The following is a 22,684-nucleotide window of genomic DNA, read 5'->3' as shown; positions in this document are numbered from 1 at the left end:
ATAACTTTCACCCTGCTTAACAGCAGATAGTATTTAGAGAGTTTTAAGTAATTAGAGCAGGGTAGCAGCCGACCATGAAAAATGATTTTAGGTTTACTATTAAGCGCGTTTGTTTTGATGAAAATTACCATCCATCAGACAATACGCGGGCAACCACCAATTTTGCCAATCTGGCCCGGGGACAATACCGTAAAGCGAACTTGCGGAATGCCCTGGCGATGATCAATAACCGCTTTAATGCTCTGGCGCACTGGGATAACCCCGCTGGTAATCGCTACCGCGTAGAGCTGGAGATTGTATCCGTGGATATTGATATTGACGGCAGCGGGCAAACCTTCCCCACCATTGAAATGCTGCAAACCTATATTGTTGATCGGCAGACCAACGAAAGGATTAAGGGCAACGTGGGCAATAATTTTTCTTCTTACGTGCGTGACTACGATTTTAGTGTGTTACTGCTTAATCATAACAAGAATCAACCAGGCTTCAGTATTCCGGAGAATTTCGGCGATTTACATGGCAAGCTGTTTCAGTGTTTCGTGGGCTCACAGGAATATCAGCAAGCTTTCAATAAGCTCCCGGTGATTTGTTTGAGTGTGTCTGACAGCAAAACTTATCACCGCACCGAGAATATCCATCCGGTACTTGGCGTTGAATATCAGCCCGACGAGTCTTCACTCACCGAACTTTACTTTCAGAAAATGGGCCTCAAGGTGCGCTATTTCATGCCGCCAAACAGTGTCGCGCCGTTGGCTTTTTACTTTTTTGGCGATTTGCTTAATGACTATACCAACCTGGAGCTGATTAGCACCATTGCCACCATGGAGACCTTTCAGAAGATATACCGTCCAGAAATATACAACGCTAATGCGGCGGCTGGTCAACGGTATAAGCCTAATCTGAAGCACCCGGACCATTCCGTCACTCAAATCGTGTATGACCGAGAAGAGCGCAGTCAGCTTGCCATCGCGCAGGGGCAGTTTGCCGAGGAGTATTTTATTAAACCTTATCAGGCCGTGCTGGAGCAATGGTCTGCCAATTACACTAACTAACCACCGAAAAGCATGCTTACTATGAAAAACTTATTACCTGTGTGTAGCGCCGGCAGTTTGCCTAAGCCAGCCTGGCTGGCACAGCCTGAAACATTGTGGTCACCCTGGAAGCTGGAAGGTGATGCGCTGGTGGAAGGGAAGCAGGATGCGCTGCTGTTGTCGTTGCAGGATCAGATCCGTGCTGGTGTTGATATTGTTAGTGATGGCGAGCAATCCCGTCAGCATTTCGTAACCACTTTTATCGAGCATCTTAGAGGAGTGGATTTTGAAAACCGTAAAACGGTAAGAATTCGCAACCGCTATGATGCCAGTGTGCCGGTAGTGGTGGATACTGTGGCCAGGCCAAAGTCGGTCTTTGCCGAAGATGCCCGGTTTTTACGTAAACACACCGGGCAGCCAATAAAATGGGCGTTACCCGGCCCGATGACGATGATTGATACCCTTTACGACGCTCACTACAAGAGCCGTGAAAAACTGGCCTGGGAGTTTGCTAAAATTCTGAATCAGGAAGCGAAAGAACTGGAAGCCGCAGGTGTGGACATTATCCAGTTTGATGAACCGGCCTTTAATGTGTTCTTTGATGAAGTGAATGACTGGGGCATTGCAGCGCTGGAAAGAGCCATTGAAGGCCTTAAGTGTGAAACCGCGGTACATATCTGCTATGGCTATGGCATAAAAGCCAACACAGACTGGAAGAAAACCCTGGGTGATGAGTGGCGCCAGTACGAGGCAATATTCCCTAAACTACAGCGGTCAAACATCGATATTATTTCGCTGGAATGCCATAACTCCCGGGTGCCCATGGAGCTGATTGAATTACTCCGGGGCAAGAAGGTTATGGTGGGGGCTATCGATGTTGCCAATACCGCCATAGAAACGCCCGAAGAAGTGGCTGATACCCTGCGCAAGGCCCTACAGTTTGTTGATGCGGATAAGCTTTATCCGTGCACTAACTGTGGCATGGCGCCGTTGTCCAGAAATGTCGCCAGCGGTAAATTAGCGGCATTATCTGCCGGTGCACAGATTGTGCGGGATGAGCTGGACAGGTAGTGAGTACTAATTAATTGATTCAGGGGGCCCGGCCACTGTCGACTGGTATATGGATATCCAGTCATCAATGTTCACTTTGCTAACTAGTTCGCCGATTCACTCAACGGGTTGCAGCAGCTGGATGGCTCGGTTCAGTGTGAGAGTGAACCTGGTTCTTTCACTGAATTTACCTTGCAACTGCCCCTGCAACAGGAAGATGACTCAGCGGCATCACTGGCGAGTTGGTTTGGCGTAGGTCTGCGCCATCTGTTAGTGCTGATTAGAACGTAAGCCCAACGCCCGGTAAATTCTGATTTTACTTGAGTGCCAGTGATTTTTCGGCAGCGCCGGGGCTTGTGCAATCAGAGCCTCGTAGTCGATGTCCTGCTGTGACAATGGCCTGACATGAGCGCAATATACCTTGGCAGGATTGAGCTTACTGATTCGCTTAAGTGAGCGTTTGTACTGGTTGGGATGGCATACCGGATAAGGCGAGGTAAGCTGTTTTTTCACCGACACAATTAAGTCGGCAACATAGATTTGCTGAGTTGGCAGGTGAAACAGTGAAATATCGTGGTCGGTATGACCGGGGGTGTATATAACCTGCCAGTCATCAAAAACAGGCAGTCGTTGTTCATCGTTAAGTTTTATATTCGGATGAAAATAGGGCTTATACCAGATATGCCGCTTAGGTTTACCTAACTTTCCCGCCACCCACCAGGTAAGTGCTACGTCGATAGCATGCGCCGTTCTTCCTGCGATGCCGCGGTACCAGCCAGGTGCTCTGGGGTGGCAAGCGAGTAATGCGCCACTACGCTGCTGCAATAGCCGGGCACCACCGGCGTGGTCCGGGTGCATATGGGTAACTACGATGAGTTTAAGCGCAGACAATGGCAGGTCAATTTCATCATTAATATAGCGACAAACGTTTTCTACATCGGCGCGGCTACAACCATCCAGCAGCATTAGCCCGGCCACGTCCTCGACCAGATAAATATTTTCTATGTAACCCGGGATGGCATGAAGTTGCATAAACACCTGCTGCTTGGATCAGTCAGGCGATAGTAACAAAGGTTGACTGGTCTAACCACTATTTGGCGTTGTGCACCGGGTTAGCATAGTTGGCTATAAGGTAACTGTGAGCCTGTTCAGGTAGCTCTGCCAGCTTGGCCGCAAAGCGATCCCGGCAGGCCTGGGTTAGTTCGTTGCACTCCTGGTTAGCAGCCAGATAGTTAATCGGGTAAAGCTGGTAGTTGTGGTGAATTTGCTGGTCGATATGCTTCGCCAGTGCTTCCGGCGTTTCGAAGTCCTGTGTGATCACTTCACCAAAGTTCACACTCAACCGGCACTTGTTACCAATGATACCCTGAATGATGCTGTCGATATCTTCAAATTCTGATTTGTTATAGCCGCCCAGGTGCTCACGTTGATAGAGCTCGTTGGCTTTCGCAATATCACAGGGATCGTTTTCGTAAGAAATGGCAACCGGCACAATATTTAGTGATTTCATGTACTCACCGAAGTCGAGTTTTTGTTGCTTACCAGCCATGTAGAACATTTTAAGGATAGCCGGGTCGGTTAGGTCCATGCCGTCTTTGGCTCGCCCTTCACGCTGTGCTATCCAGATTGACTGCCGGTGCTTCAACGAGTCTTTAATAAAATTAGACAACTGGGTGAGTGCTTTAAGTAATTCCCGGGGGCCTTTGGCTGAGCGTTTTACCACAAAACCTTTGTTGAGTTTCATTAACTCGGTGGCACTGGGCTTTTTAAGCAGGTTATCACCAAAAGCGATCAATGCGGTCTCGTGGCCGGCACGGTGTAGGGCAAAATTAACCAGCGCAGGATCCATTGCTATATCACGGTGATTGGAAATAAAAATATACGCCTGGTTGGGGTCGAGCTTATCTAATCCTTTTACGGTGATGCCCTGGCTAGTGCGCTGCAGCAGTGACTCCATAAAAAAACCCACTTCGTTCTGAATGTGGGCGACGGTCTTAAACTTTCGCCATTTCAGCCGCAGTAACACTTTCACCAGCGGTCTCAGCAGCGACGACAGCCAATGCGGACTGTGTTCAAAACGGTGATTAACAATCGCGTTGATAAACTCCTGATCGTTAATCAGCCGCTCAATGGACGCGGGGACTTCTACGTCGTTGTAGGGGCGAATGTCGAAATACGGATCGGCGTTATCGGTCATAATGCTGGCTATTGTTATGGTTGCTTAGAAAAGGCGAACATTGTACGCACATTCAGCAATTTGGGTAGTGTTGATAGTATTATTCCCGGTCAAAATGACCATTTCATTAAGTGAAATCTAACTTACCTGTGGGCCTTGAAGTGGTGGATTGCATTCCCTATACTCGGTGGCAATCCGATTGCAAAAGCTAAAAGGCTGCAATTAACGATACTTGTCGGAGTGCTTCGCTATTCTTTACGGAATGCAAGCTGAGACCGCGTAAGCGGGATCCGTTGAACCTGATCAGGCTAATACCTGCGAAGGGAACAAGGCAATATTACCCATAGTACAACACAGAACCAGAAGGTTTTGCCGTTGCTGTGGTAATCGTCTTTTTAAACACTCCTGACAAGCATTTTTCTCATTTCTACAAGGAATAAATGCTATGTCAACACGACGTCAACAGCGCGAACAAGCGCAACAATTTATCGCGCAATTAAGTGGCCAGAGCTTTACCGGCTCCAGGCGGGTTTACCTTGATGGCTCAGACCAGACGATTCGCGTTCCTATGCGCAGTATTGAACAGTCAGACAGCCTGATTGGTGGCGATACTGCAAACCCGGTCTACGAGTCGAATGAGCCGGTACTGGTTTACGATACGTCAGGTCCTTATGGTGATCCGGATATCACAATCGATGTGCACAACGGTTTGCAAGCGCTCAGGGAGCAATGGATTGATCAGCGCGGCGATTGCGAGGCGGTATCGGCTTCTGCATCACAATATACCCGCGATAACCAACTGGATGGTCATGCCTGCTCGTTACGAATGCAGGTGGAACACCCTATAAAAACCGCGAAATCCGGTAAATGTGTTACCCAGCTTCACTATGCGCGGCGCGGTATCATAACGCCGGAAATGGAATTCATTGCCATTCGGGAAAACATGGGCCGGGCACAGGTTCGTGATAAAGCCCTGTTGCAACAGCATAAAGGAGAAACCTTCGACACAGGATTACCAGAGCAGATTACGCCGGAATTTATCCGGGCTGAAGTGGCCGCCGGGCGCGCCATTATCCCGGCCAATATTAATCACCCGGAGTCTGAGCCTATGATCATTGGCCGCAATTTTCTGGTCAAGGTTAACGCCAATATTGGTAATTCGGCGGTCACCTCTTCCATCGAAGAAGAGGTCGAAAAGCTGGTCTGGGCAACTCGTTGGGGCGCGGATACCATCATGGATTTATCGACCGGGCGCAATATTCATGAAACCCGCGAGTGGTTACTTCGAAACAGCCCCGTGCCCCTTGGTACTGTTCCCATCTATCAGGCGCTGGAAAAAGTGAATGGTGTCGCACAGGACCTCACCTGGCCGCTGTTTCGCGACACGCTGATCGAACAAGCGGAACAAGGCGTCGATTATATTACGATACATGCCGGTGTGTTGCTGCGTTATGTGCCAATGACGGCAAACCGGGTGACGGGCATTGTATCCCGTGGCGGGTCAATTATGGCTAAGTGGTGCCTTAGTCATCATGCTGAGAGCTTTTTGTACGAGAACTTCAGAGAAATCTGCCAAATTTGTGCAGCCTATGATGTGTCGCTGAGTCTGGGTGACGGTCTGCGGCCCGGCTCAGTGGCTGATGCCAATGATGAGGCGCAGTTTGCCGAGTTACATACCCTCGGTGAGCTCACCAAGATTGCCTGGGAATATGATGTGCAGGTAATGATTGAGGGGCCAGGACATGTGCCCATGCATTTAATTAAAGCCAATATGGATGAGCAGTTAGCGCATTGTCACGGCGCGCCTTTCTATACGCTAGGTCCGCTCACTACTGACATTGCGCCCGGTTATGACCATTTTACTTCGGGGATTGGCGCCGCCATGATCGGATGGTTCGGCTGCGCAATGTTGTGCTATGTGACACCCAAAGAGCATCTTGGATTGCCCAATAAAGAGGATGTTAAACAAGGACTCATCACCTATAAAATCGCCGCCCACGCGGCAGACCTTGCGAAAGGTCATCCAGCGGCGCAAATTCGGGACAATGCCATGTCAAAAGCGCGCTTTGAATTCCGCTGGGAAGATCAGTTTAATCTGGCGCTGGATCCGGGTACCGCGCGAGCTTATCACGATGAAACACTCCCCCAGGCCGCTGGTAAAGTTGCCCATTTTTGCTCCATGTGTGGCCCCAAATTCTGTTCGATGAAAATTTCCCATGAAGTCCGTGATGCGGCAGCTAAGGAAGCCAGAGGAGAAGCTATTGCGGTAAATATCGCTGCCCATCACACTGCCGCCGAGCAGGTGGAGGGTATGCGTGCCAAATCAGTCGAATTCAATCGGCGCGGGGCAGAGCTCTATCATCCGGCCGTCACCACCGAGGATAGTGCTAATGATGGCCGCTGAACAACGCCCAATTGTCTGGTGTATCGGTGGATCCGATAGTGGCGGTGGCGCGGGGATTCAGGCTGATATGCTAACGCTCCACGATTTAGGTTGCCATGCCTGCACAGTGATCACCACGATAACAGCTCAGAACTCTGAGGCTGTTGAGCGGGTGGCAGCTGTTGCCCCCGACGTATTAAACAGTCAGGGGCAGGCATTGCTATACGATATGCCGCCACAGGCCATTAAAATTGGCTTGTTGAGTAACGACGCGCAAGTGGATGTAGTGATCGGGCTGATTAACCAGGTGCGTGAGCGTAATGACCAGGTGTGGGTCATTTGGGATCCCGTACAAGTAGCGACGACCGGCGCCGAAATGGCACGCGTTTCTACCCAGGCCTGTCGTGCTCTACTAGCCTGCATTAACCTGTGCACGCCGAATAGTGATGAATTACAGTATTTGTTTGCCTGTTTTGAAGGCGAGGTGGATTCAGAGCTGGCGTTGATTGCGAGGCTTACAGTGCACAACGGGCTGCCAGTTAAAAATACCGGGCTGCTCTGCACCGGTGGGCATGGTGGAGGCGAACAGGTTGAAGACAGGCTGTATACTAAAGAGGCGCAATGGTGTTATAGCAGTATCCGGCAGCAGGCTACTCATCAACATGGCAGCGGCTGCACGTTTGCCAGCGCTATCGCTGCCGCCCTGGCGCAGGATTACCCATTACATGATGCCGTCTGTATCGCTAAAGCCTATGTAAACATGGGCCTGACTAAAGGCTATCCGGCAGGCTCAGGTGCCGGGCCGTTAGCCCGCTGTGGCTGGCCCACAGATGAGCATCACTTCCCCGCCGTGCGTCAGCTGCCCGCAGATGCTGATATTACTGTGTCGCCCAGCGGGTTTGCTCCCCTGGCTTGTCATCAACTCGGCTTATATCCGGTGGTGGACAGCCTTGAATGGTTAGCTACCTTATTGCCCCTGGGGCTGAACATTATTCAGTTGCGTATCAAGCAACCCGTGGCTGACCTTGCTAAGCAAATTCGCCAGGCAGTCAACATGGCAGCGTCTTTTCATTCCCGATTGTTTATCAATGACCATTGGCAACTGGCCATTGAGTGTGGCGCCTACGGTGTTCACTTAGGTCAGGAAGATCTGGAAACCGCTGATTTAGGAGCTATTTGGAAGGCTGGGTTGCGTCTGGGCATTTCTACCCATGGCTATGCTGAATTATGCCGGGCTAAACAGTTCAAGCCTTCGTATATTGCCCTCGGTCATATCTATGCCACACAAACCAAAAAGATGCCCTCGAACCCCCAAGGATTAGCCCGATTGCGTCGTTATCAACGACTCGCTGGTGATATACCCACGATTGCTATTGGTGGCATTAACCAGGCGAGGTTTGCAGATGTGGTTGACACCGGTGTAAATGGTGTGGCGGTGGTTACCGCAATTACCCGCGCTCATGATCCACTGGCTGCGGTGAACCGATTAAAGGAGACGTATGCACGTGTTAACCAGAGATGATTACGTCAGATATAGCCGGCAATTGCTGGTGGCTGAGATGGATGACTTCAAGCAACAGGCATTACGGCACGCAGAAGTTGTAATTGTTGGTCTTGGTGGCCTTGGCTGTGCTGTGGCGCCTTACTTAGCCGGCGCCGGGGTCGGCATGCTAAGACTGGTGGACGGGGATGAGGTAGAGCTGAGCAACCTGCCACGACAACCCCTTTATAGTGAACGGGATATCGGAGAGTCCAAGGCGAGGGTGGCGAGCCTGCGATTGCGTGACATCAACCGGACTCTGAGTGTGCAATGCTATGTCACAGGGCTGGTTGAAAGTAATGCTGAAAGTCTGCTTGATGGGGCGTCGGTAGTACTTGATTGCACCGATAATATGGCATCCCGGCAATTAATTAATCAGACCTGTTATCAACTTGGCGTACCGCTTATATCTGGTGCTGCCAGTGGCATGCAGGGACAATTACTGATGTTAGATCCCAGACAATCCCACGGATGCTACCGGTGCTTATACGCGTCAGAGCAAAGTGAGGCGAATACGTGTATTGCCCAAGGCATTTTGGGGCCGGTTGTGGGAATCGTTGGCATGATGCAGGCGCTGCAGACCCTGCTGTTTCTTACTTCTATGACACCGCTGAGTTGGGGGGAGTTACAGCTTTTTGATGGCCTTTGTGGTCAATGGCAAGCCTTTAAATTACCCCCCCTTCAAGGGTGCCCGGTATGTGGAGAACGCAATGCAGATTACAGTTAATAATAGGGTAACGGAAGTGGCCGAAGGCCTGAGCCTGAAACAGCTTATCGAAGTGCTCTCGGTGGATGAAAGTGGACTCGCCCTGGCCGTTAATCAGCGGGTAATAAACCGAACATTATGGCCTCAGCATGCCTTGCATGCCGATGACCACGTAACACTTTTTACCGTTTTCGCCGGGGGATAACGAATGCTTAATATCGCAGATAAAACCTTTTCATCCAGATTATTTACTGGGACAGGAAAGTTTGCCAGCGCAGCTATTATGCAGCAAGCCATTGATGCCAGTGGTAGTGAGCTGACCACGCTGGCATTAAAGCGCATGGATCTTTCGCGCAGGTCAGATCAATTGCTCGCCCCCTTAAAGCAGCTAGGTGTGCATTTACTGCCTAACACTGCAGGCGCCCGCACAGCGAATGAGGCCGTTTACGCAGCTGAACTGGCGCGGCAGGCGCTACAAACCCACTGGGTGAAGCTTGAAATTCACCCTGATCAGCGCTATTTACTGCCGGACCCTGTGGAAACGCTGAAAGCTGCAGAACGACTGGTTAATCAGGGGTTTGTGGTATTGCCCTATTGTCCGGCCGATCCAGTTTTATGTAAACGACTGGAAGAGGTTGGCTGCGCAGCGGTCATGCCGCTGGGAGCCCCGATTGGTTCTAATCAGGGGCTGCAAACCCGCGAATTCCTACAGATAATTGTTGAACAGGCAAGGGTGCCGGTGGTGGTTGATGCGGGTATAGGCGCACCCAGTCATGCGGCCGCTGCAATGGAAATGGGGGTGGACGCAGTACTGGTAAATACCGCTATGGCTGCAGCGCACGACCCGGTCACCATGGCGGTAGCGTTTAACCATGCGGTCAGAGCAGGGCGACAGGCGTATGAAGCCGGGCTTGCTGCCGCGCACAAAGTGGCTGTGGCTACCAGTCCGGTTGAAGCGTTTCTGGAGGATTTATGAGTTTTGCAGACACACTGACGACCACCGACTGGGATGACATTCGGTTGCGTATTTATGCCAGTACCGCTAAAGAGGTGGAAGCCGCCCTTAACGCGCCAGGATTAACCCTGCAGCACCTGCCGGCTTTGTTGTCGCCGGCCGCCGAATCCTATTTGCCGGTACTCGCCAGCCGCGCCCGGCAACTTACCCGATGCCGGTTTGGTCATACCATGCAGTTTTTTGTGCCTTTGTATTTATCGAACCTTTGTGCCAATGAGTGTACGTATTGTGGTTTCTCGGCGAGTAATGCGATTCGCCGTAAAACGCTGTCGGAAGAAGAGGTAACGGCAGAAGTGACGGCCATCAAAGCAATGGGTTTTGACAGCTTATTGCTGGTGACCGGTGAGCATGAGCGTAAAGTCGGTATGGCATATTTTCGCCGGGTGTTGCCCCTGATCAAACCGCACTTCAGTTATGTGGCGATGGAAGTACAACCGCTGGCCGAACGCGACTACCAGACACTGAAAACCCTTGGTGTTGATGCAGTGATAGTGTATCAGGAAACTTATCAACGACGACGCTATGCTGAATACCACACGCGGGGTAGCAAACAGGATTTTGACTGGCGTCTGTTAACACCTGAACGTTTGGCCCGAGCCGGTATGGACAAAATTGGGCTGGGAGTATTAATTGGGCTAAACGACTGGCGTGTGGATAGCTATTTTACTGCGTTGCATCTTGAGTACCTGCAATCTTGTTACTGGCGAAGCCGTTATAGCTTGTCGGTACCGCGATTAAGGCCATATACGGGAGATAAGGTGAGTTCACTGGATATGACTAATCGCCAGTTACTGCAGCTTATCTGCGTACACCGGCTGATGAATCCGGATGTTGAAATTAGCTTATCAACCCGTGAGTCGGCAGCTCTGAGAGACAAGCTTATGCCTTTTGGCATCACTAGTTTAAGCGCCGCATCCAGCACGCAACCGGGAGGATATTCTACTGCCGATGAAGCGCTTGAACAGTTCAGCACTGATGATAAACGCTCACCTGAAGCGGTGGCAAAATCGGTGATGCGACTAGGAATGACACCGGTCTGGAAAGACTGGTGTGAGGCATTTTCTGGTTAGTATTACCATCAATCTGGCTTGTACTACTGTAAATTAGTGAATTCGGGAGAGCATCATAGGTACTCAGTGAAATATGTATTACTATTTAGAGAGGTGATTTTTGCAGCAAACATACTGGTGGGTTTGTCAGTGTGTTCAAGTGGTAAAACGAACAGTGCAAATAGTAACGGAAAAAATTAATGCAGTATTTAAAAATTCGTTATTAATACTAACCTGGTTGGTTTTATGGCGCCTGTCGGTTTTTATTGAGTATGCTCCTCATGCCAGCATTTGGTTTCCTTCCGCCGGTTTTACGTTTACTTGTTTTCTGCTGCTGAGGTGGCAAGCATTGCCAGCCATGTTCATCGCCTGTGTGTTGTCTACCGGCTGGGAAAGCCTGGTATTTAATGACCAGCGTTCGCTGGAACAACTGCTGACCGAAGGTAGCGAGTTTGCCATCTTGCATTGTCTGGTCTACGGTGTGAGTGCCAACTTGCTACGCGGCTCTATCGACCGGATAAGCCATCATAATTTATATGCGCCGATCATGCGGTTTTTACTAACCGTGGCCACTTCCAGCCTGGTCATGGCGACCGCTGGTGTGGTGTTCTTACTTGGTGGGTCGCAACTGGAGTCGTTTTTAGCAACCAGTCTGGCCTGGTGGATTGGCGATATGTCCGGGATCCTGGTGCTGGTGCCGGTTTTTATCGGCATTGTGAATCGATTATATCCGCGCAGAGGGTTACTGTCTGCGCTGAATTACCAGCCAAAAAACGGAAGTAGTTTTAGTTCCTTTGCTGGTAAGCTGGTATTTAGCTGGGCGTTGATGGTAGGGGTTGTGGTACTGGCTGACCATTATCAGTCTTCGGAAATCGCCTGTCTGATTTTCTTTCTGACCCTGCCACAAATGTGGATCGTTTTTACCGAGTCACCCATACGGATGGCTACCAGTCTGGCAATGCTAAACTTCTTGCTGGCGCTGCTGGTGAGTATTTTAGGGGTTACCGAACAGGCCTATATTTATCAGGTGGCCATCAATGTAATTGCCTGCAGTGCTTACTTTGCCATGTCTGTGCCTGCACTAGTGGCAGATAATCGCGAATTACACGTTGAAGCCAAAACCGACTTCCTCACCAAAGCGGTAATGCGGCAGCATTTTATTGCGCTTACCGAACAACACCTTAAACATGCCAAACGCTATGGTCACCAAACCGCTTTATTGTTGTTTGATGTGGATAAGTTTAAACAAGTCAACGACCGATTTGGTCATTTGGCAGGTGACGAAGTGCTTCGTGAACTGGCCGGCCTGGTGCGCAGCAAAATTCGCAGCAGTGATATCTTCGGTCGTTTCGGAGGCGACGAATTTATGTTGCTGCTGCCGCAAACCTCCATAGAGAATGCGTTCTCTGTGGCCGAAGCCATTCGTCAGGGCATAGCCGAACTAAAGTTCGCAGAGCCTGAGCTTGAAGTGTCCTGCAGTTTTGGTATTGCACGGGTTGATGAATGCCAGGGATTTCAAAAGGCATTTGATGAGGCTGACCGGCAGCTTTTGAAAGCCAAGCGGGAAGGACGAAACCAAACTGGACTGGACTTTGCCGGACCAGAATAGACCCGGCTAACCTGGGGTTAACCGGGCCCGTATTTTAAAGCTCTATACCTGCCAGGTGAAAGAAAAAGGCATATTCTTTGGCGCGTTGCTCATAGCGCTTAAAGCGCCCTGAAGCGCCGCCATGGCCGGCTTCCATATTGGTAATGAATAGCAACAGATTATCGTCGGTTTTGTAATCCCGGAGTTTGGCCACCCACTTCATAGGCTCGAAGTACTGAACCTGTGAGTCATGCAGGCCGGTGGTGACAAACATATGCGGGTAATCCTGCTTTTTCACCTGATCATAAGGTGAATAGGAAAGCATATACTCATATTCTTCTTTATTGGCCGGGTTACCCCACTCAGTATACTCGCCGGTAGTCAGTGGAATACTGGCGTCACTCATGGTGGTTACCACATCCACAAAAGGCACATGGGCAGCGATCGCGGTGTACAGTTCAGGCGCCATGTTTGCCACTGCGCCCATTAATAAACCACCGGCACTACCCCCCTCTGCGAATATACGGGTTGGGTCAGCATAGCCTTGTTCAATCAGTCCTTTAGTGACATCAATAAAGTCGGTAAAGGTGTTCATCTTGTTGCCCATTTTACCGTCTTCATACCACTGGGTGCCGAGCATCTGGCTACCGCGGATGTGGGCAATGGCAACCACAAAACCCCGGTCCAGCATCGATAACCACGAGGAAACGAAGGTTGGGTCCATGGTCGAACCATAGGAGCCATAACCATACTGGAATAGCGGGTTAGTACCGTCTTTCTTAAAGGTTGATTTACGATAAACCAATGAAACCGGAACCTGTTTACCGTCACGGGCGGTGATCATCACACGTTCTGACTGGTAGTCTGCAGAATTAAAGTTATCGCCCACTTTATTTTGTTTTTTCAGTTCACTTTGCAGGGTTTCGAGGTCGATATCGAAAGTGCTCGGTGGCGTGGTTAACGACGCATAGTAAATTCTGACAGTGTTGGTATCACTCTGGGTATTGCCGGTGAAACCTGCTGTATAAATTGGATCTTCAGTTGGGATAGTGCGTATTGAGCCGTCTTTAAGCGACATGGCTTCAAGGCGTAGATAGCCATTTTCTTTGGCTTTATACACCAGGTAGTCCTTCAGGACTTCGAAGCTGCTAATGTAAATGTCAGGGTTGTGGGCAACCACTTCCTGCCAGGCGCTGCGGTCCTGGGTGTTCTCGGCACTTACCTTCATAATGCGGTAGTTGTCGGCTTGCCAGTTGGTTAGCACATAGTAATTGTCGCCATGCTTTTCTACAGAATACTCATGGCCATGCTCTATGGGATAAAATGGCGTGGGGGTGGCATCGGCACTGTTAGCATCAATCAGGGTGACCCCAGACATATCGGTATTGCTGTGATTAATGAAGATAACTTCACCATCTTTGCTTTTGCCCAACGAGGTATAGAAGGTAGTGTCGGTTTCTTCGTATACCAGTTCATCATCGGCCTGATCGGTGCCCAGCGTATGACGGAATACCTGTGAACCCAACAAAGTTTGCGTATCACGTTTAATGTAATACAGAGTCTGGTTATCATTAGCCCAGTAAATCTGACCATTGGTGTCGGTCAGAGTGTCGGAATACAACTCACCAGTCGCAACATTTTTAACATACACGGTATATAAGCGGCGGCTGACGGTATCCACTGAGTAGGCCAATAACTCATTATTCGGGCTGGCCTCATAGGAGCCAATGCTGAAATAGCTTTCGCCCTCAGCCATGGCATTACCGTCGAGCAGAACGGTTTCTTCGCCTTCAAGCTCTTTTTTACGGACATAAATAGGGTATTCGCCATCGCCTACATAATGGGTAACATACCAGTACCCGTTTTGTTTAACCGGTACCGAAGAGTCATCTTTGGGGATCCGGGCAATCATTTCTTCGTACAGCGTGTTACTTTGTTTCTCGAGCGGCGCAAGTACAGCATCAGCATAGCTGTTTTCTTTTTCCAGGTGCGAAAGCACTTCCGCATTGGTGCGCGAATCGTCGCGCATCCAGTAATAATCATCAACCCGTGTATCACCGTGAGCGGATAACTCATAGGGTTCTTTTTTCGCCACTGGCGGCGTTACAGATGTTGATAAATTCATAGGGGTTGCAGGTTCTATTTGTTTTTCGGGCATTTTGTCGTCGCTACAGGCTGCTAGCAGCACGGTGGCAACAGACAGAGATAGAAGCATTTTATTCATGATTTTAAAGTGATTACTGTCGTTGTTGTTATGTAAGAACGAATAAGTTATCAGTGAATGTAAGACATAAACAGGTTTTATAAGACGAAATAGCTGTTTATTTGGTTGCAAAGTATTTCAGGCATAGTGAGAATCATGGTCAGGATAGATAGCGACTTTATGGTTTGTAATGGAAACACTGTTAACAGCCGGCATCCTTGACCTTTATACGGCGCTGGGACTCATTTTGCTGGCAGGATTTACTTCGTTTATCACCGGCACCATGGGATTGGGCGGCGGCATGCTGTTGCTGGTGGTAATGGCATCGGTGATGCCCATTGCTGCGTTAATTCCCGTGCATGGTCTGGTGCAACTAGGTTCCAACGCCAGCCGGGCGGTGATGACATTTAAATATCTCGACCGGGCGATGTTTAAGTACTTCGCTATAGGCACGATTCTGGGGGCGATAGCCGCCTCTTTTGTGGTAGTGCAACTGCCGTTGGCGATTATCCAACTGGCTATCGCAGTTTTTTTGCTGCTAATGGTGTGGGGGTTAAAACCCAGTCCCCGGGAAATGTCGCGCCCGGGCCGCATTGTCGCCGGTGCGTTAACCACTTTTCTTAGCATGTTTGTTGGCGCCAGCGGGCCTATGGTTGCCTCGGTGGTGTACCGCAATGGCTATAACAAAATGGCCCATACCTCCACATTCGCCAACTGCATGACCTTTCAGCACAGCTTAAAAGCAGTGGTATTTACCATGGTCGGGTTTTCGTTCTGGCAATGGTTGCCGCTGGTGGTGGCTATGATTGTCAGTGGTGCAATTGGTACCTGGCTGGGCCTGAAACTGCTAAACCGCATTCCGGCCGATAAGTTTAAACTTGCTTTTAAAGTGATTTTATCAGTGCTTGCAGTGCGCCTGTTGTATCAGGGAATTATGAACCTTTAAGTTTGATATTGTATCTCTGAAGCTTTCTGTATAGTGTGCGAGTGCTTACATCAAGCTTATTGGCAAGTTCATCCGGGCTGCCATCGAAGTGCTTACAGATTTTTTCCAGATACACCTGTTCGGCCTGTTCGAGTGGCATAATGTCTTCCGCTACGGCCTGGGTTTCTGTCGGCCCAACACCAAGGATCTGCGGCGGCAGATCACTTACCAGTATATCGTCATCATTCGACATCAGAGCGGCCTGCTCCACAATGCTCTTGAGTTCGCGGATATTGCCCGGAAAGCTGTATTGTGACAGAGTTTGTAATGCCCGTTCGCTAAGGTGCTTATGACGATGTTCGCTACCAGACAGAAAATGCTTACACAATAGTGGAATATCTGCCTTTCTTTCCCGTAGTGCGGGGAGGTAAATGGGAAATCCGGCAATACGAAAATACAGATCCTGACGAAACTCGCCTTTTTCGACCATCGCCAGCAGATTTTTGTGACTGGCACACACCAGGCGGAAGTCAGCTTTCTTTTGTTTTAGGCCGCCAACCGGCCGGTAGCACTGTGTTTCAAGTAAACGCAGCAGCTTTACCTGCATATTAAGCGGCACGTCACCAATTTCGTCGAAGAAGACGGTACCGCCGTTGGCCACTTCGATCAGGCCTTTCTTACTGTTAGTGGCCCCGGTAAACGCGCCCTTTTCATAGCCAAACAGTTCAGACTCAAACAGGCTTTCGTTTAATCCGGTACATTCAATCACCACAAAGGGTTTGTCTTTACGGCGGCTCGACTGGTGAACGGCCTGGGCAACCAGCTCTTTACCTGCACCAGTTTCGCCTTGCAGCAATACCGCAATCTCCGACTGCGCTGCGCGGTTGATGCGGTTAAGCATTTGCCTGAAATTGTCTGAACTACCAATCATCTTGTTTTTCTGAGAGTCGGCAGCGGCATAGCTGATGCGATCGAGAATTTCCAGATAACCGATGGTCATCCCGTCTTCATCCCGCACTGGCTTCATTAATATATCGCAGTAGGTTTTGCCTTCGTTGGTGTTATGAATGTGCACAACACTGCTGGGACGATTGGTTTGCTGACACTGAGCCAGCGGACACTCTTCACCGCGCTTATCGCAGGGCGCGTCATTGCGGTGAGATACTGCATAGCAGGTGCTGCTACCCACAATGACTTCGGTATCATAAGTCTCGCGGTAAGCATCGTTAACTGCCTGAATAATGTAGTCTTTGGTAATGAATATCGCCGGTTTATCAATGGCGTTAATCATTGACTGAATAAGCGACGCGTTCATAACTACTCTCTCCTGAGACAAATATGGCAGCTTTAAGCTGAGCTTGATTGTCAAATTTGACACAGCTATAAGTGCATAACAAGCCGTTTTGCTAATGAATATATTAAAAATCTAATATAAAACATCATCCTACTACGTTTACACCATAATGGCACGAATATTGGTAAATAACTTGTTAACAGAGAGATTTGTTCAACGGATTTGTTAGCGACCAGTGTGGCAAGACTAGCAGAGCCAATAACGATAAATGAGAATGATTATGGCAAAAATTGTGGTGTTAGGTGCAGGAACCGGCGGTATGCCAGCGGCTTACGAAGTAAAAGAAGCGTTGGGCGCAGGTCATGAAGTGATGGTCGTCAATGAACGGGAAGAGTTCAGATTTGTGCCTTCTAACCCGTGGGTAGCTGTGGGTTGGCGGGAAGCCGGTGCGGTGACTATGCCCATCGAGAAGTACCTGGCGAAAAAGAAAATTACGTTCAAGTGCGCCCGGGTCGACAAGATTGATGCCGAGGCCAATCAACTGGTCACTGGCGAGGGTGAAATCATTGATTATGACTACCTGATTATTGCGACCGGTCCACGTCTGGCTTTTGATCAAATCGAAGGAGCAGGGCCGGGTGGTTTCACTCAATCGGTTTGCACATTGGATCATGCTGAACATTGCTATGCCGATTTTGAAAAGTTGGTCGCTAACCCTGGTCCGGTCGTGGTGGGCTCCTTCCAGGGCGCCAGTTGTTTTGGCCCGGCCTATGAATATGCGTTTATTCTGGATAAAGCCCTGCGCGACGCCAAAATTCGTCACAAAGTGCCAATGACCTTTGTGACCAGTGAGCCCTACATCGGCCATTTAGGGCTTGGCGGTGTGGGCGACTCAAAATCAATGCTCGAATCGGATCTGCGAAACCGCAATATCAAATGGATCTGTAATGCCCGGGTCGATAAGGTTGAAGATGGCATGATGCATATATCTGAGCTCAATCGGAAAGGCGAGGTGGAGTTTACTTATGAAGAACCTTTTAATCACTCCATGCTGATCCCGCCCTTCGCCGGCGTACCGGCAGTGGCCAATGTGGAAGGGTTGTGTAATCCAAAAGGGTTTGTGATCACTGATGAATTCCAGCGTTCACCTAAATACCCCAATATTTTCTCAGGTGGGGTATGTGTGGCCATTCCGCCGGTTGAAGCTACGCCTGTGCCAACCGGTACCCCCAAAACCGGCTACATGATTGAAACCATGATGACAGCCATTGCGCATAATATGAAATCCATCATTGTTGAAAATAAACCACCTTCGACAAAAGGGACGTGGCATGCAATTTGTTTGGCTGATATGGGCGATACCGGAGCTGCGTTTGTGGCCATGCCGCAGATTCCGCCGCGTAACGTTACCTGGTTTAAAAAGGGGAAATGGGTGCATTTGGCCAAGATTGCCTTTGAAAAATATTTCATGCGTAAGATGAAAACCGGTACCAGCGAACCGGTGTACGAGAAATATGTGTTGAAGGCACTGGGTATCGAAAGATTGGAGCAGGATGACAAATGATCAGATTAACTCATAAAGCAGCATTTATAGGGTGCTTATTGCTCCCCCTTGCCGTTCAGGCGGGACAGTTGAGCGAAGCAGAGTTTAAAGCGCAGGCGAAGCAAAAAGCCATGCAGCTGGGTAAAACGCTGAAACAAAACCTGCAACAGGCGATAAAAACTGGTGGGCTAGCCAATGGTGTGCAGGTGTGTAAGGACATTGCGCCGGCTATCGCGGCAGAACTCAGCACTGATGGCTGGAAGGTAGGGCGCACCGCGTTGAAAGTGCGCAACCCGGAAAACCGAGCCGATAGTTGGGAAATGTCGTCGCTGATGGCAATGGTGAAAGGACTGGAAGAGGGCCTTGAGCCTGGGTCATTAGTAACAGTGCATATAGACGAGGCGGCTGGAGAATATCGTTTTATGGCGCCGATTATGACCGGTGGCTTATGCCTGAACTGCCATGGCGCATCACTGGCTGAGCCGGTGAAGGAAGCCATTAAACAGCAATATCCTAATGATGAGGCAACCGGCTTTGCCGCGGGAGATTTACGCGGTGCCTTTACGGTGAGTTACCAGACTGGAGAATAAAATGATTAAGGGCACTACTGGTGCGCTGCTGTTTATGCTGTGTCTGACATGGCCCGCGGCTAATGTGCTGGCCGATGATGAACGTATGGCAGTGGCTCTCAACGAGGAGCAAAAATCGTTTGTGCTGGGCCATATGCGCGACATGCTTGAAGCGCTTACCGATACCCAACAATTACTGCTGGAAGGGAAGCGAGAGGAGCTTCGCCAGCGAATTGCGAACCTGCAATCCCACGAGCAGGCGAATCGCCCTAAAGGCTTCGGCCAGCAAATACCGCCGGCTTTTCGCGCCATGGCACAAAGCATGCGCCCACACTGGCAGGCAATCCAAAACCCGGACCATACCGATGAGGAAGTGCGTCAGCATGTGGTGGATTTAATGCGTGTGTGTAATGCCTGTCATCGCACTTTTTCTATTCAGTAAAGCCCTGTCCGGCAGCGCGAATGGTGAGCGGGCAGTATGCCCGCTTCGCTGGCCAGGTACTCCTCATTGCTCTCAAACCAATCCCCTTTTTAGTTAGTTGATGACGATCAAACTATAATCGTCCACTTTACTGTATCTTCATGCGACTTCTCTGATAACGAAGCTTGTCAGTTCTGACAGGCTACTGACAAATATGTCAGCCATGCGCTACACTGCTTAGCAGATCGCCATTTGTTAAATTGATAGATTTCAGTTAAATTTAATAATATCAAATGATTAGGTGTTTTGTTTCGGTTGGCGTAAGTTATGCAGAGTGCAATGTATACAGAATAAAGTACCTGGGCCAGTTGGCCTGTTAGGTCGTGAAAAATTCGGACCTTCAGCATGGGTAACGCTGACTGTACTGAAGGTTATAACCCGGTTTAGTATTTAGAAACATCAAAGGAGAGTCCCATGAGCGATACGTTGATAGAACTATCGCGGTTACAATTTGCTTTAACAGCAATGTTCCACTTTATCTTTGTCCCGCTGACCCTTGGCCTGACGTTCCTGTTAGCCATTATGGAGTCGGTGTATGTGATGACCGGTAAAGAAATCTACAAACAAATGACCCAGTTCTGGGGCAAGCTGTTTGGGATTAACTTTGCCATCGGCGTTGCTACCGGGCTAACGATGGAGTTCCAGTTTGGTATGAACTGGTCTTACTATTCTCATTACGTGGGCGACATCTTTGGCGCTCCGTTGGCCATTGAAGGGTTAATGGCGTTCTTTTTAGAATCTACCTTCGTGGGACTGTTCTTCTTCGGCTGGGACAAAATGTCTAAGGTGAAGCACTTAATGGCAACTTGGCTTGTGGCCATTGGCTCGAACTTCTCTGCGCTGTGGATTTTGATTGCAAACGGTTGGATGCAGTACCCTGTAGGCGCAAGCTTCAATACCGAGTCAATGCGGATGGAAATGACCAGCTTCAGCGAAGTGATCTTCAACCCGGTAGCCCAGGTTAAGTTTGTCCACACTGTCTCTGCAGGCTATGTCACCGGTGCCATCTTTGTACTGGCTATCTCCAGTTATTATCTGCTTAAGCATAAACATATCGCCTTTGCCCGTCGTTCCTTTGCGATTGCGGCCAGTTTTGGTTTAGCAGCTACCTTGTCGGTGATTGTGTTAGGTGACGAAAGCGGTTACGAGCTGGGCGACGTGCAAAAAGTCAAACTGGCTGCGGTGGAAGCCGAGTACGAAACCCATCCGGCTCCGGCAGCTTTCACCTTGTTCGGCATTCCTAATGACGAAGAAGAAAAAATGGATTTCGCTATTCAGATCCCGTGGGCAATGGGGATTATTGCTACCCGTTCACTGGATGAAGAAGTGATGGGGATCAAGGATCTGAAAGAGATTCACAGGGTGCGCATTTTGTCCGGCGTACAGGCGCAGAAACAACTGGAAAAAGTGAAAGATGGCACGGCTACGCCTGCGGAACTTGAGATGTTTGAGCGCAACAAAGATGACTTAGGTTATGCGCTGTTGCTGGAACCTTTCACCGACGACATTACTCAGCCTACCCCGGAAGCGCTGGAGAAAGCGGTGGATTACAGCATCCCTCCGGTAGCACCGCTGTTTTATTCATTCCGTCTGATGGTGGTCGCAGGCTTCCTGATGCTGGCACTGTTTATTGCGGCCTTCTATTACAGTACCAAACATCGCATTACTCAACCCCGTTGGTTATTGAAAGCGGCGGTATGGTCGCTGCCATTGCCATGGATTGCCTGTGAAGCAGGTTGGTTTGTGGCTGAGTATGGCCGTCAGCCATGGTCTATCGCCGAAGTCTTACCGGTACACACAGCTGTGTCCAACCTGTCTGTATCAGACGTAGTGACTACACTGGTGGCTTACACCCTGTTCTATGCCACGATGTTTGTGATTGGCTTCTATCTGATGAAAAAATATGCCAAGAAAGGGCCGGTTCCACCGGAAGATGATAACAAACTGGATGATGCTATTGGCCTGGGTACTCAAGGAGCAAACGCATGATTGATTATGAAGTACTACGAGTAATTTGGTGGGTGCTGGTTGGCGTGCTGCTGATTGGCTTTGCTATCACCGATGGATTTGATTTAGGGGTGGGTGCACTGCTTACCTTGATTGGTAAAACTGATGACGAGCGCCGGGTGATGATCAACACGGTGGGGCCACACTGGGACGGTAATCAGGTTTGGTTTATCACCGCCGGCGGTGCTATCTTTGCCGCCTGGCCGATGATTTATGCTACCGCTTTCTCGGGCTTTTACCTGGCGCTGGCGCTGGTGTTGATTGCCTTATGGATGCGTCCGTTGGGCTTTGATTTTCGCAGCAAGCTCGAGGATAAACGCTGGCGTACCAGTTGGGACTGGGCGTTGTTTACTTCTGGCTTTGTACCTGCGTTAATCTTTGGTGTGGCCTTTGGTAACTTGCTGTTGGGCGTTCCGTTTGAGTTGGATGGCAATTTAAAAGCCACTTATACTGGTTCGTTCTTTGGCTTGCTTACCCCGTTTGCACTGGTGGCGGGGTTGGTTTCAGTCGCGATGATCCTTAACCATGGTGCCACCTGGCTGCAAATGAAAACCGATAGCTTTATTGAAGTGCGGGCACGGGCGGTCTCGGTTGTTCTGTCACTGGTAACAGTGGTGCTGTTTATTCTGGCCGGTCTTTGGGTTGCCTTTGGTCTGGATGGTTTTGTCGTAACCTCTGCCGTGGATACACTGGCCACCTCCAATCCACTTAAGAAAGACGTGGTGGTTGAAGCCGGCGCGTGGATGGCTAACTACAGCAAATATCCCTGGATGGTGGTGGCGCCGCTGTTAGGTATTGGTGCTGGCCTAGCGTGTGCCTTCTTTTCAAAAACAGGCCGCGGTGGCTGGGCGTTTGTAAGCAGTGCACTGATGATGACAGGTATTATTCTGACTGCGGGATTCTCGATGTTCCCATTCCTGATGCCAAGCACCACTATGCCGATGGCAAGCTTAACCATCTGGGATGCGACATCCAGTGAAATGACCCTGAGAATCATGTTTGTTGTAGCCTGTATCTTTGTGCCCATTATTCTGGGTTACACAGCATATAGTTTTTACGTGATGCGAGGTCGTATTAAAAACAGCGACCTGGGTTCATCTCACGCGATTTATTAAGGAGAACAA

Annotated in this window: 19 protein-coding genes and 1 riboswitch; of the genes, 15 read left to right on the top strand and 4 right to left on the bottom strand. The window is 49.6% G+C overall.

Annotation, left to right across the window (positions count from 1 at the left end):
* Positions 1 to 74 precede the first annotated feature (74 nt).
* Positions 75 to 1,052: a DUF1852 domain-containing protein gene (locus tag AC2T0J_RS05790; protein WP_489809202.1), complete on the top strand. Its 978-nt coding sequence runs from the start codon at positions 75 to 77 to the stop codon at positions 1,050 to 1,052.
* 21 nt (positions 1,053 to 1,073) lie between these two features.
* On the top strand, positions 1,074 to 2,102 hold the full coding sequence (locus tag AC2T0J_RS05785) for a methionine synthase (protein WP_489809201.1): 1,029 nt from the start codon (positions 1,074 to 1,076) through the stop codon (positions 2,100 to 2,102).
* A gap of 249 nt (positions 2,103 to 2,351) precedes the next feature.
* Here the strand turns inward: AC2T0J_RS05785 and AC2T0J_RS05780 are convergent, their stop codons facing one another.
* Both AC2T0J_RS05780 and AC2T0J_RS05775 read right to left on the bottom strand, forming a co-directional pair.
* The gene (locus AC2T0J_RS05780; RefSeq protein WP_489809200.1) at positions 2,352 to 3,113 is read right to left on the bottom strand and encodes an MBL fold metallo-hydrolase; all 762 of its coding nucleotides are present in this window, start codon (positions 3,111 to 3,113) and stop codon (positions 2,352 to 2,354) included.
* Positions 3,114 to 3,171: 58 nt separating this feature from the next.
* Positions 3,172 to 4,278, bottom strand: coding sequence for a 1-acyl-sn-glycerol-3-phosphate acyltransferase (locus tag AC2T0J_RS05775; protein WP_489809199.1), 1,107 nt, complete (start codon positions 4,276 to 4,278; stop codon positions 3,172 to 3,174).
* Positions 4,279 to 4,483: 205 nt separating this feature from the next.
* Positions 4,484 to 4,600, top strand: a riboswitch (TPP riboswitch).
* Positions 4,601 to 4,702: 102 nt separating this feature from the next.
* Here AC2T0J_RS05775 and thiC point away from each other — a divergent pair.
* The 7 genes from thiC to AC2T0J_RS05740 all read left to right on the top strand — a co-directional run bounded on the left by thiC (position 4,703) and on the right by AC2T0J_RS05740 (position 12,559).
* Positions 4,703 to 6,661, top strand: coding sequence for a phosphomethylpyrimidine synthase ThiC (gene thiC / locus AC2T0J_RS05770; RefSeq protein ID WP_489809198.1), 1,959 nt, complete (start codon positions 4,703 to 4,705; stop codon positions 6,659 to 6,661).
* Complete coding sequence (gene thiE, locus AC2T0J_RS05765) at positions 6,648 to 8,162, top strand: thiamine phosphate synthase (RefSeq protein WP_489809197.1); 1,515 nt, start codon at positions 6,648 to 6,650, stop codon at positions 8,160 to 8,162. Before thiC ends, thiE begins: the two co-directional genes overlap by 14 nt.
* A complete protein-coding gene (locus AC2T0J_RS05760; protein WP_489809196.1) occupies positions 8,140 to 8,907 on the top strand; it encodes a HesA/MoeB/ThiF family protein in 768 nt (255 codons plus the stop codon). The genes thiE and AC2T0J_RS05760 overlap by 23 nt, the downstream gene beginning before the upstream one ends.
* Entirely contained in the window at positions 8,891 to 9,091 is a 201-nt protein-coding gene (thiS, locus tag AC2T0J_RS05755) for a sulfur carrier protein ThiS (protein WP_489809195.1), read from the top strand. Before AC2T0J_RS05760 ends, thiS begins: the two co-directional genes overlap by 17 nt.
* A gap of 3 nt (positions 9,092 to 9,094) precedes the next feature.
* Positions 9,095 to 9,862: a thiazole synthase gene (locus AC2T0J_RS05750; protein ID WP_489809194.1), complete on the top strand. Its 768-nt coding sequence runs from the start codon at positions 9,095 to 9,097 to the stop codon at positions 9,860 to 9,862.
* Positions 9,859 to 10,971 (top strand): 2-iminoacetate synthase ThiH, encoded by a 1,113-nt coding sequence (thiH, locus tag AC2T0J_RS05745; RefSeq protein ID WP_489809193.1) that lies wholly within the window; start codon positions 9,859 to 9,861, stop codon positions 10,969 to 10,971. The genes AC2T0J_RS05750 and thiH overlap by 4 nt, the downstream gene beginning before the upstream one ends.
* Positions 10,972 to 11,110: 139 nt before the next feature.
* Positions 11,111 to 12,559 carry a sensor domain-containing diguanylate cyclase gene (locus AC2T0J_RS05740; RefSeq protein ID WP_489809192.1) on the top strand — a complete coding sequence of 483 codons (1,449 nt, stop codon included), beginning with the start codon at positions 11,111 to 11,113 and terminating at the stop codon, positions 12,557 to 12,559.
* 34 nt (positions 12,560 to 12,593) lie between these two features.
* Here AC2T0J_RS05740 and AC2T0J_RS05735 read toward each other — a convergent pair whose 3' ends face one another.
* A complete protein-coding gene (locus AC2T0J_RS05735) occupies positions 12,594 to 14,762 on the bottom strand; it encodes a S9 family peptidase (RefSeq protein ID WP_489809191.1) in 2,169 nt (722 codons plus the stop codon).
* 169 nt (positions 14,763 to 14,931) lie between these two features.
* Between AC2T0J_RS05735 and AC2T0J_RS05730 the strand changes: the two genes are divergently transcribed.
* The gene (locus AC2T0J_RS05730) at positions 14,932 to 15,687 is read left to right on the top strand and encodes a sulfite exporter TauE/SafE family protein (protein WP_489809190.1); all 756 of its coding nucleotides are present in this window, start codon (positions 14,932 to 14,934) and stop codon (positions 15,685 to 15,687) included.
* Here the strand turns inward: AC2T0J_RS05730 and AC2T0J_RS05725 are convergent.
* On the bottom strand, positions 15,674 to 16,981 hold the full coding sequence (locus tag AC2T0J_RS05725; RefSeq protein WP_489809189.1) for a sigma-54 interaction domain-containing protein: 1,308 nt from the start codon (positions 16,979 to 16,981) through the stop codon (positions 15,674 to 15,676). The two genes, AC2T0J_RS05730 and AC2T0J_RS05725, sit on opposite strands and share 14 nt — an antisense overlap.
* 259 nt (positions 16,982 to 17,240) lie before the next feature.
* Between AC2T0J_RS05725 and AC2T0J_RS05720 the strand changes: the two genes are divergently transcribed.
* From AC2T0J_RS05720 to cydB, 5 genes are all read left to right on the top strand, one after another.
* Positions 17,241 to 18,524 (top strand): NAD(P)/FAD-dependent oxidoreductase, encoded by a 1,284-nt coding sequence (locus tag AC2T0J_RS05720; protein WP_489809188.1) that lies wholly within the window; start codon positions 17,241 to 17,243, stop codon positions 18,522 to 18,524.
* On the top strand, positions 18,521 to 19,093 hold the full coding sequence (locus AC2T0J_RS05715; protein WP_489809187.1) for a Tll0287-like domain-containing protein: 573 nt from the start codon (positions 18,521 to 18,523) through the stop codon (positions 19,091 to 19,093). The genes AC2T0J_RS05720 and AC2T0J_RS05715 overlap by 4 nt, the downstream gene beginning before the upstream one ends.
* A gap of 1 nt (position 19,094) precedes the next feature.
* A complete protein-coding gene (locus AC2T0J_RS05710; protein ID WP_489809186.1) occupies positions 19,095 to 19,514 on the top strand; it encodes a hypothetical protein in 420 nt (139 codons plus the stop codon).
* 453 nt (positions 19,515 to 19,967) lie between these two features.
* Positions 19,968 to 21,542, top strand: a complete 1,575-nt coding sequence (locus tag AC2T0J_RS05705) for a cytochrome ubiquinol oxidase subunit I (RefSeq protein WP_489809185.1) — start codon at positions 19,968 to 19,970, stop codon at positions 21,540 to 21,542.
* Positions 21,539 to 22,675 (top strand): cytochrome d ubiquinol oxidase subunit II, encoded by a 1,137-nt coding sequence (gene cydB, locus AC2T0J_RS05700; RefSeq protein WP_489809184.1) that lies wholly within the window; start codon positions 21,539 to 21,541, stop codon positions 22,673 to 22,675. The genes AC2T0J_RS05705 and cydB overlap by 4 nt, the downstream gene beginning before the upstream one ends.
* Positions 22,676 to 22,684 lie beyond the last annotated feature (9 nt).

The organism is Alteromonas sp. ISO5 (assembly GCF_058105165.1).
The sequence above is the reverse complement of the archived record's forward strand: the minus strand, read 5'-3'. Positions and strand labels throughout refer to the sequence as shown.

What these genes read in the sequence shown, in the direction of transcription:
- AC2T0J_RS05790 (WP_489809202.1), top strand. Translation starts at nt 75, where the DNA reads ATGAAAAATGATTTTAGGTTTACTATTAAGCGCGTTTGTTTTGATGAA.
- thiE (WP_489809197.1), top strand. Translation starts at nt 6,648, where the DNA reads ATGATGGCCGCTGAACAACGCCCAATTGTCTGGTGTATCGGTGGATCC.
- thiC (WP_489809198.1), top strand. Translation starts at nt 4,703, where the DNA reads ATGTCAACACGACGTCAACAGCGCGAACAAGCGCAACAATTTATCGCG.
- AC2T0J_RS05750 (WP_489809194.1), top strand. Translation starts at nt 9,095, where the DNA reads ATGCTTAATATCGCAGATAAAACCTTTTCATCCAGATTATTTACTGGG.
- thiH (WP_489809193.1), top strand. Translation starts at nt 9,859, where the DNA reads ATGAGTTTTGCAGACACACTGACGACCACCGACTGGGATGACATTCGG.
- AC2T0J_RS05735 (WP_489809191.1), bottom strand. Translation starts at nt 14,762, where the DNA reads ATGAATAAAATGCTTCTATCTCTGTCTGTTGCCACCGTGCTGCTAGCA.
- AC2T0J_RS05780 (WP_489809200.1), bottom strand. Translation starts at nt 3,113, where the DNA reads ATGCAACTTCATGCCATCCCGGGTTACATAGAAAATATTTATCTGGTC.
- AC2T0J_RS05785 (WP_489809201.1), top strand. Translation starts at nt 1,074, where the DNA reads ATGAAAAACTTATTACCTGTGTGTAGCGCCGGCAGTTTGCCTAAGCCA.
- AC2T0J_RS05720 (WP_489809188.1), top strand. Translation starts at nt 17,241, where the DNA reads ATGGCAAAAATTGTGGTGTTAGGTGCAGGAACCGGCGGTATGCCAGCG.
- AC2T0J_RS05710 (WP_489809186.1), top strand. Translation starts at nt 19,095, where the DNA reads ATGATTAAGGGCACTACTGGTGCGCTGCTGTTTATGCTGTGTCTGACA.
- AC2T0J_RS05715 (WP_489809187.1), top strand. Translation starts at nt 18,521, where the DNA reads ATGATCAGATTAACTCATAAAGCAGCATTTATAGGGTGCTTATTGCTC.
- AC2T0J_RS05730 (WP_489809190.1), top strand. Translation starts at nt 14,932, where the DNA reads ATGGAAACACTGTTAACAGCCGGCATCCTTGACCTTTATACGGCGCTG.
- AC2T0J_RS05775 (WP_489809199.1), bottom strand. Translation starts at nt 4,278, where the DNA reads ATGACCGATAACGCCGATCCGTATTTCGACATTCGCCCCTACAACGAC.
- AC2T0J_RS05760 (WP_489809196.1), top strand. Translation starts at nt 8,140, where the DNA reads ATGCACGTGTTAACCAGAGATGATTACGTCAGATATAGCCGGCAATTG.
- AC2T0J_RS05725 (WP_489809189.1), bottom strand. Translation starts at nt 16,981, where the DNA reads ATGAACGCGTCGCTTATTCAGTCAATGATTAACGCCATTGATAAACCG.
- thiS (WP_489809195.1), top strand. Translation starts at nt 8,891, where the DNA reads ATGCAGATTACAGTTAATAATAGGGTAACGGAAGTGGCCGAAGGCCTG.
- AC2T0J_RS05705 (WP_489809185.1), top strand. Translation starts at nt 19,968, where the DNA reads ATGAGCGATACGTTGATAGAACTATCGCGGTTACAATTTGCTTTAACA.
- cydB (WP_489809184.1), top strand. Translation starts at nt 21,539, where the DNA reads ATGATTGATTATGAAGTACTACGAGTAATTTGGTGGGTGCTGGTTGGC.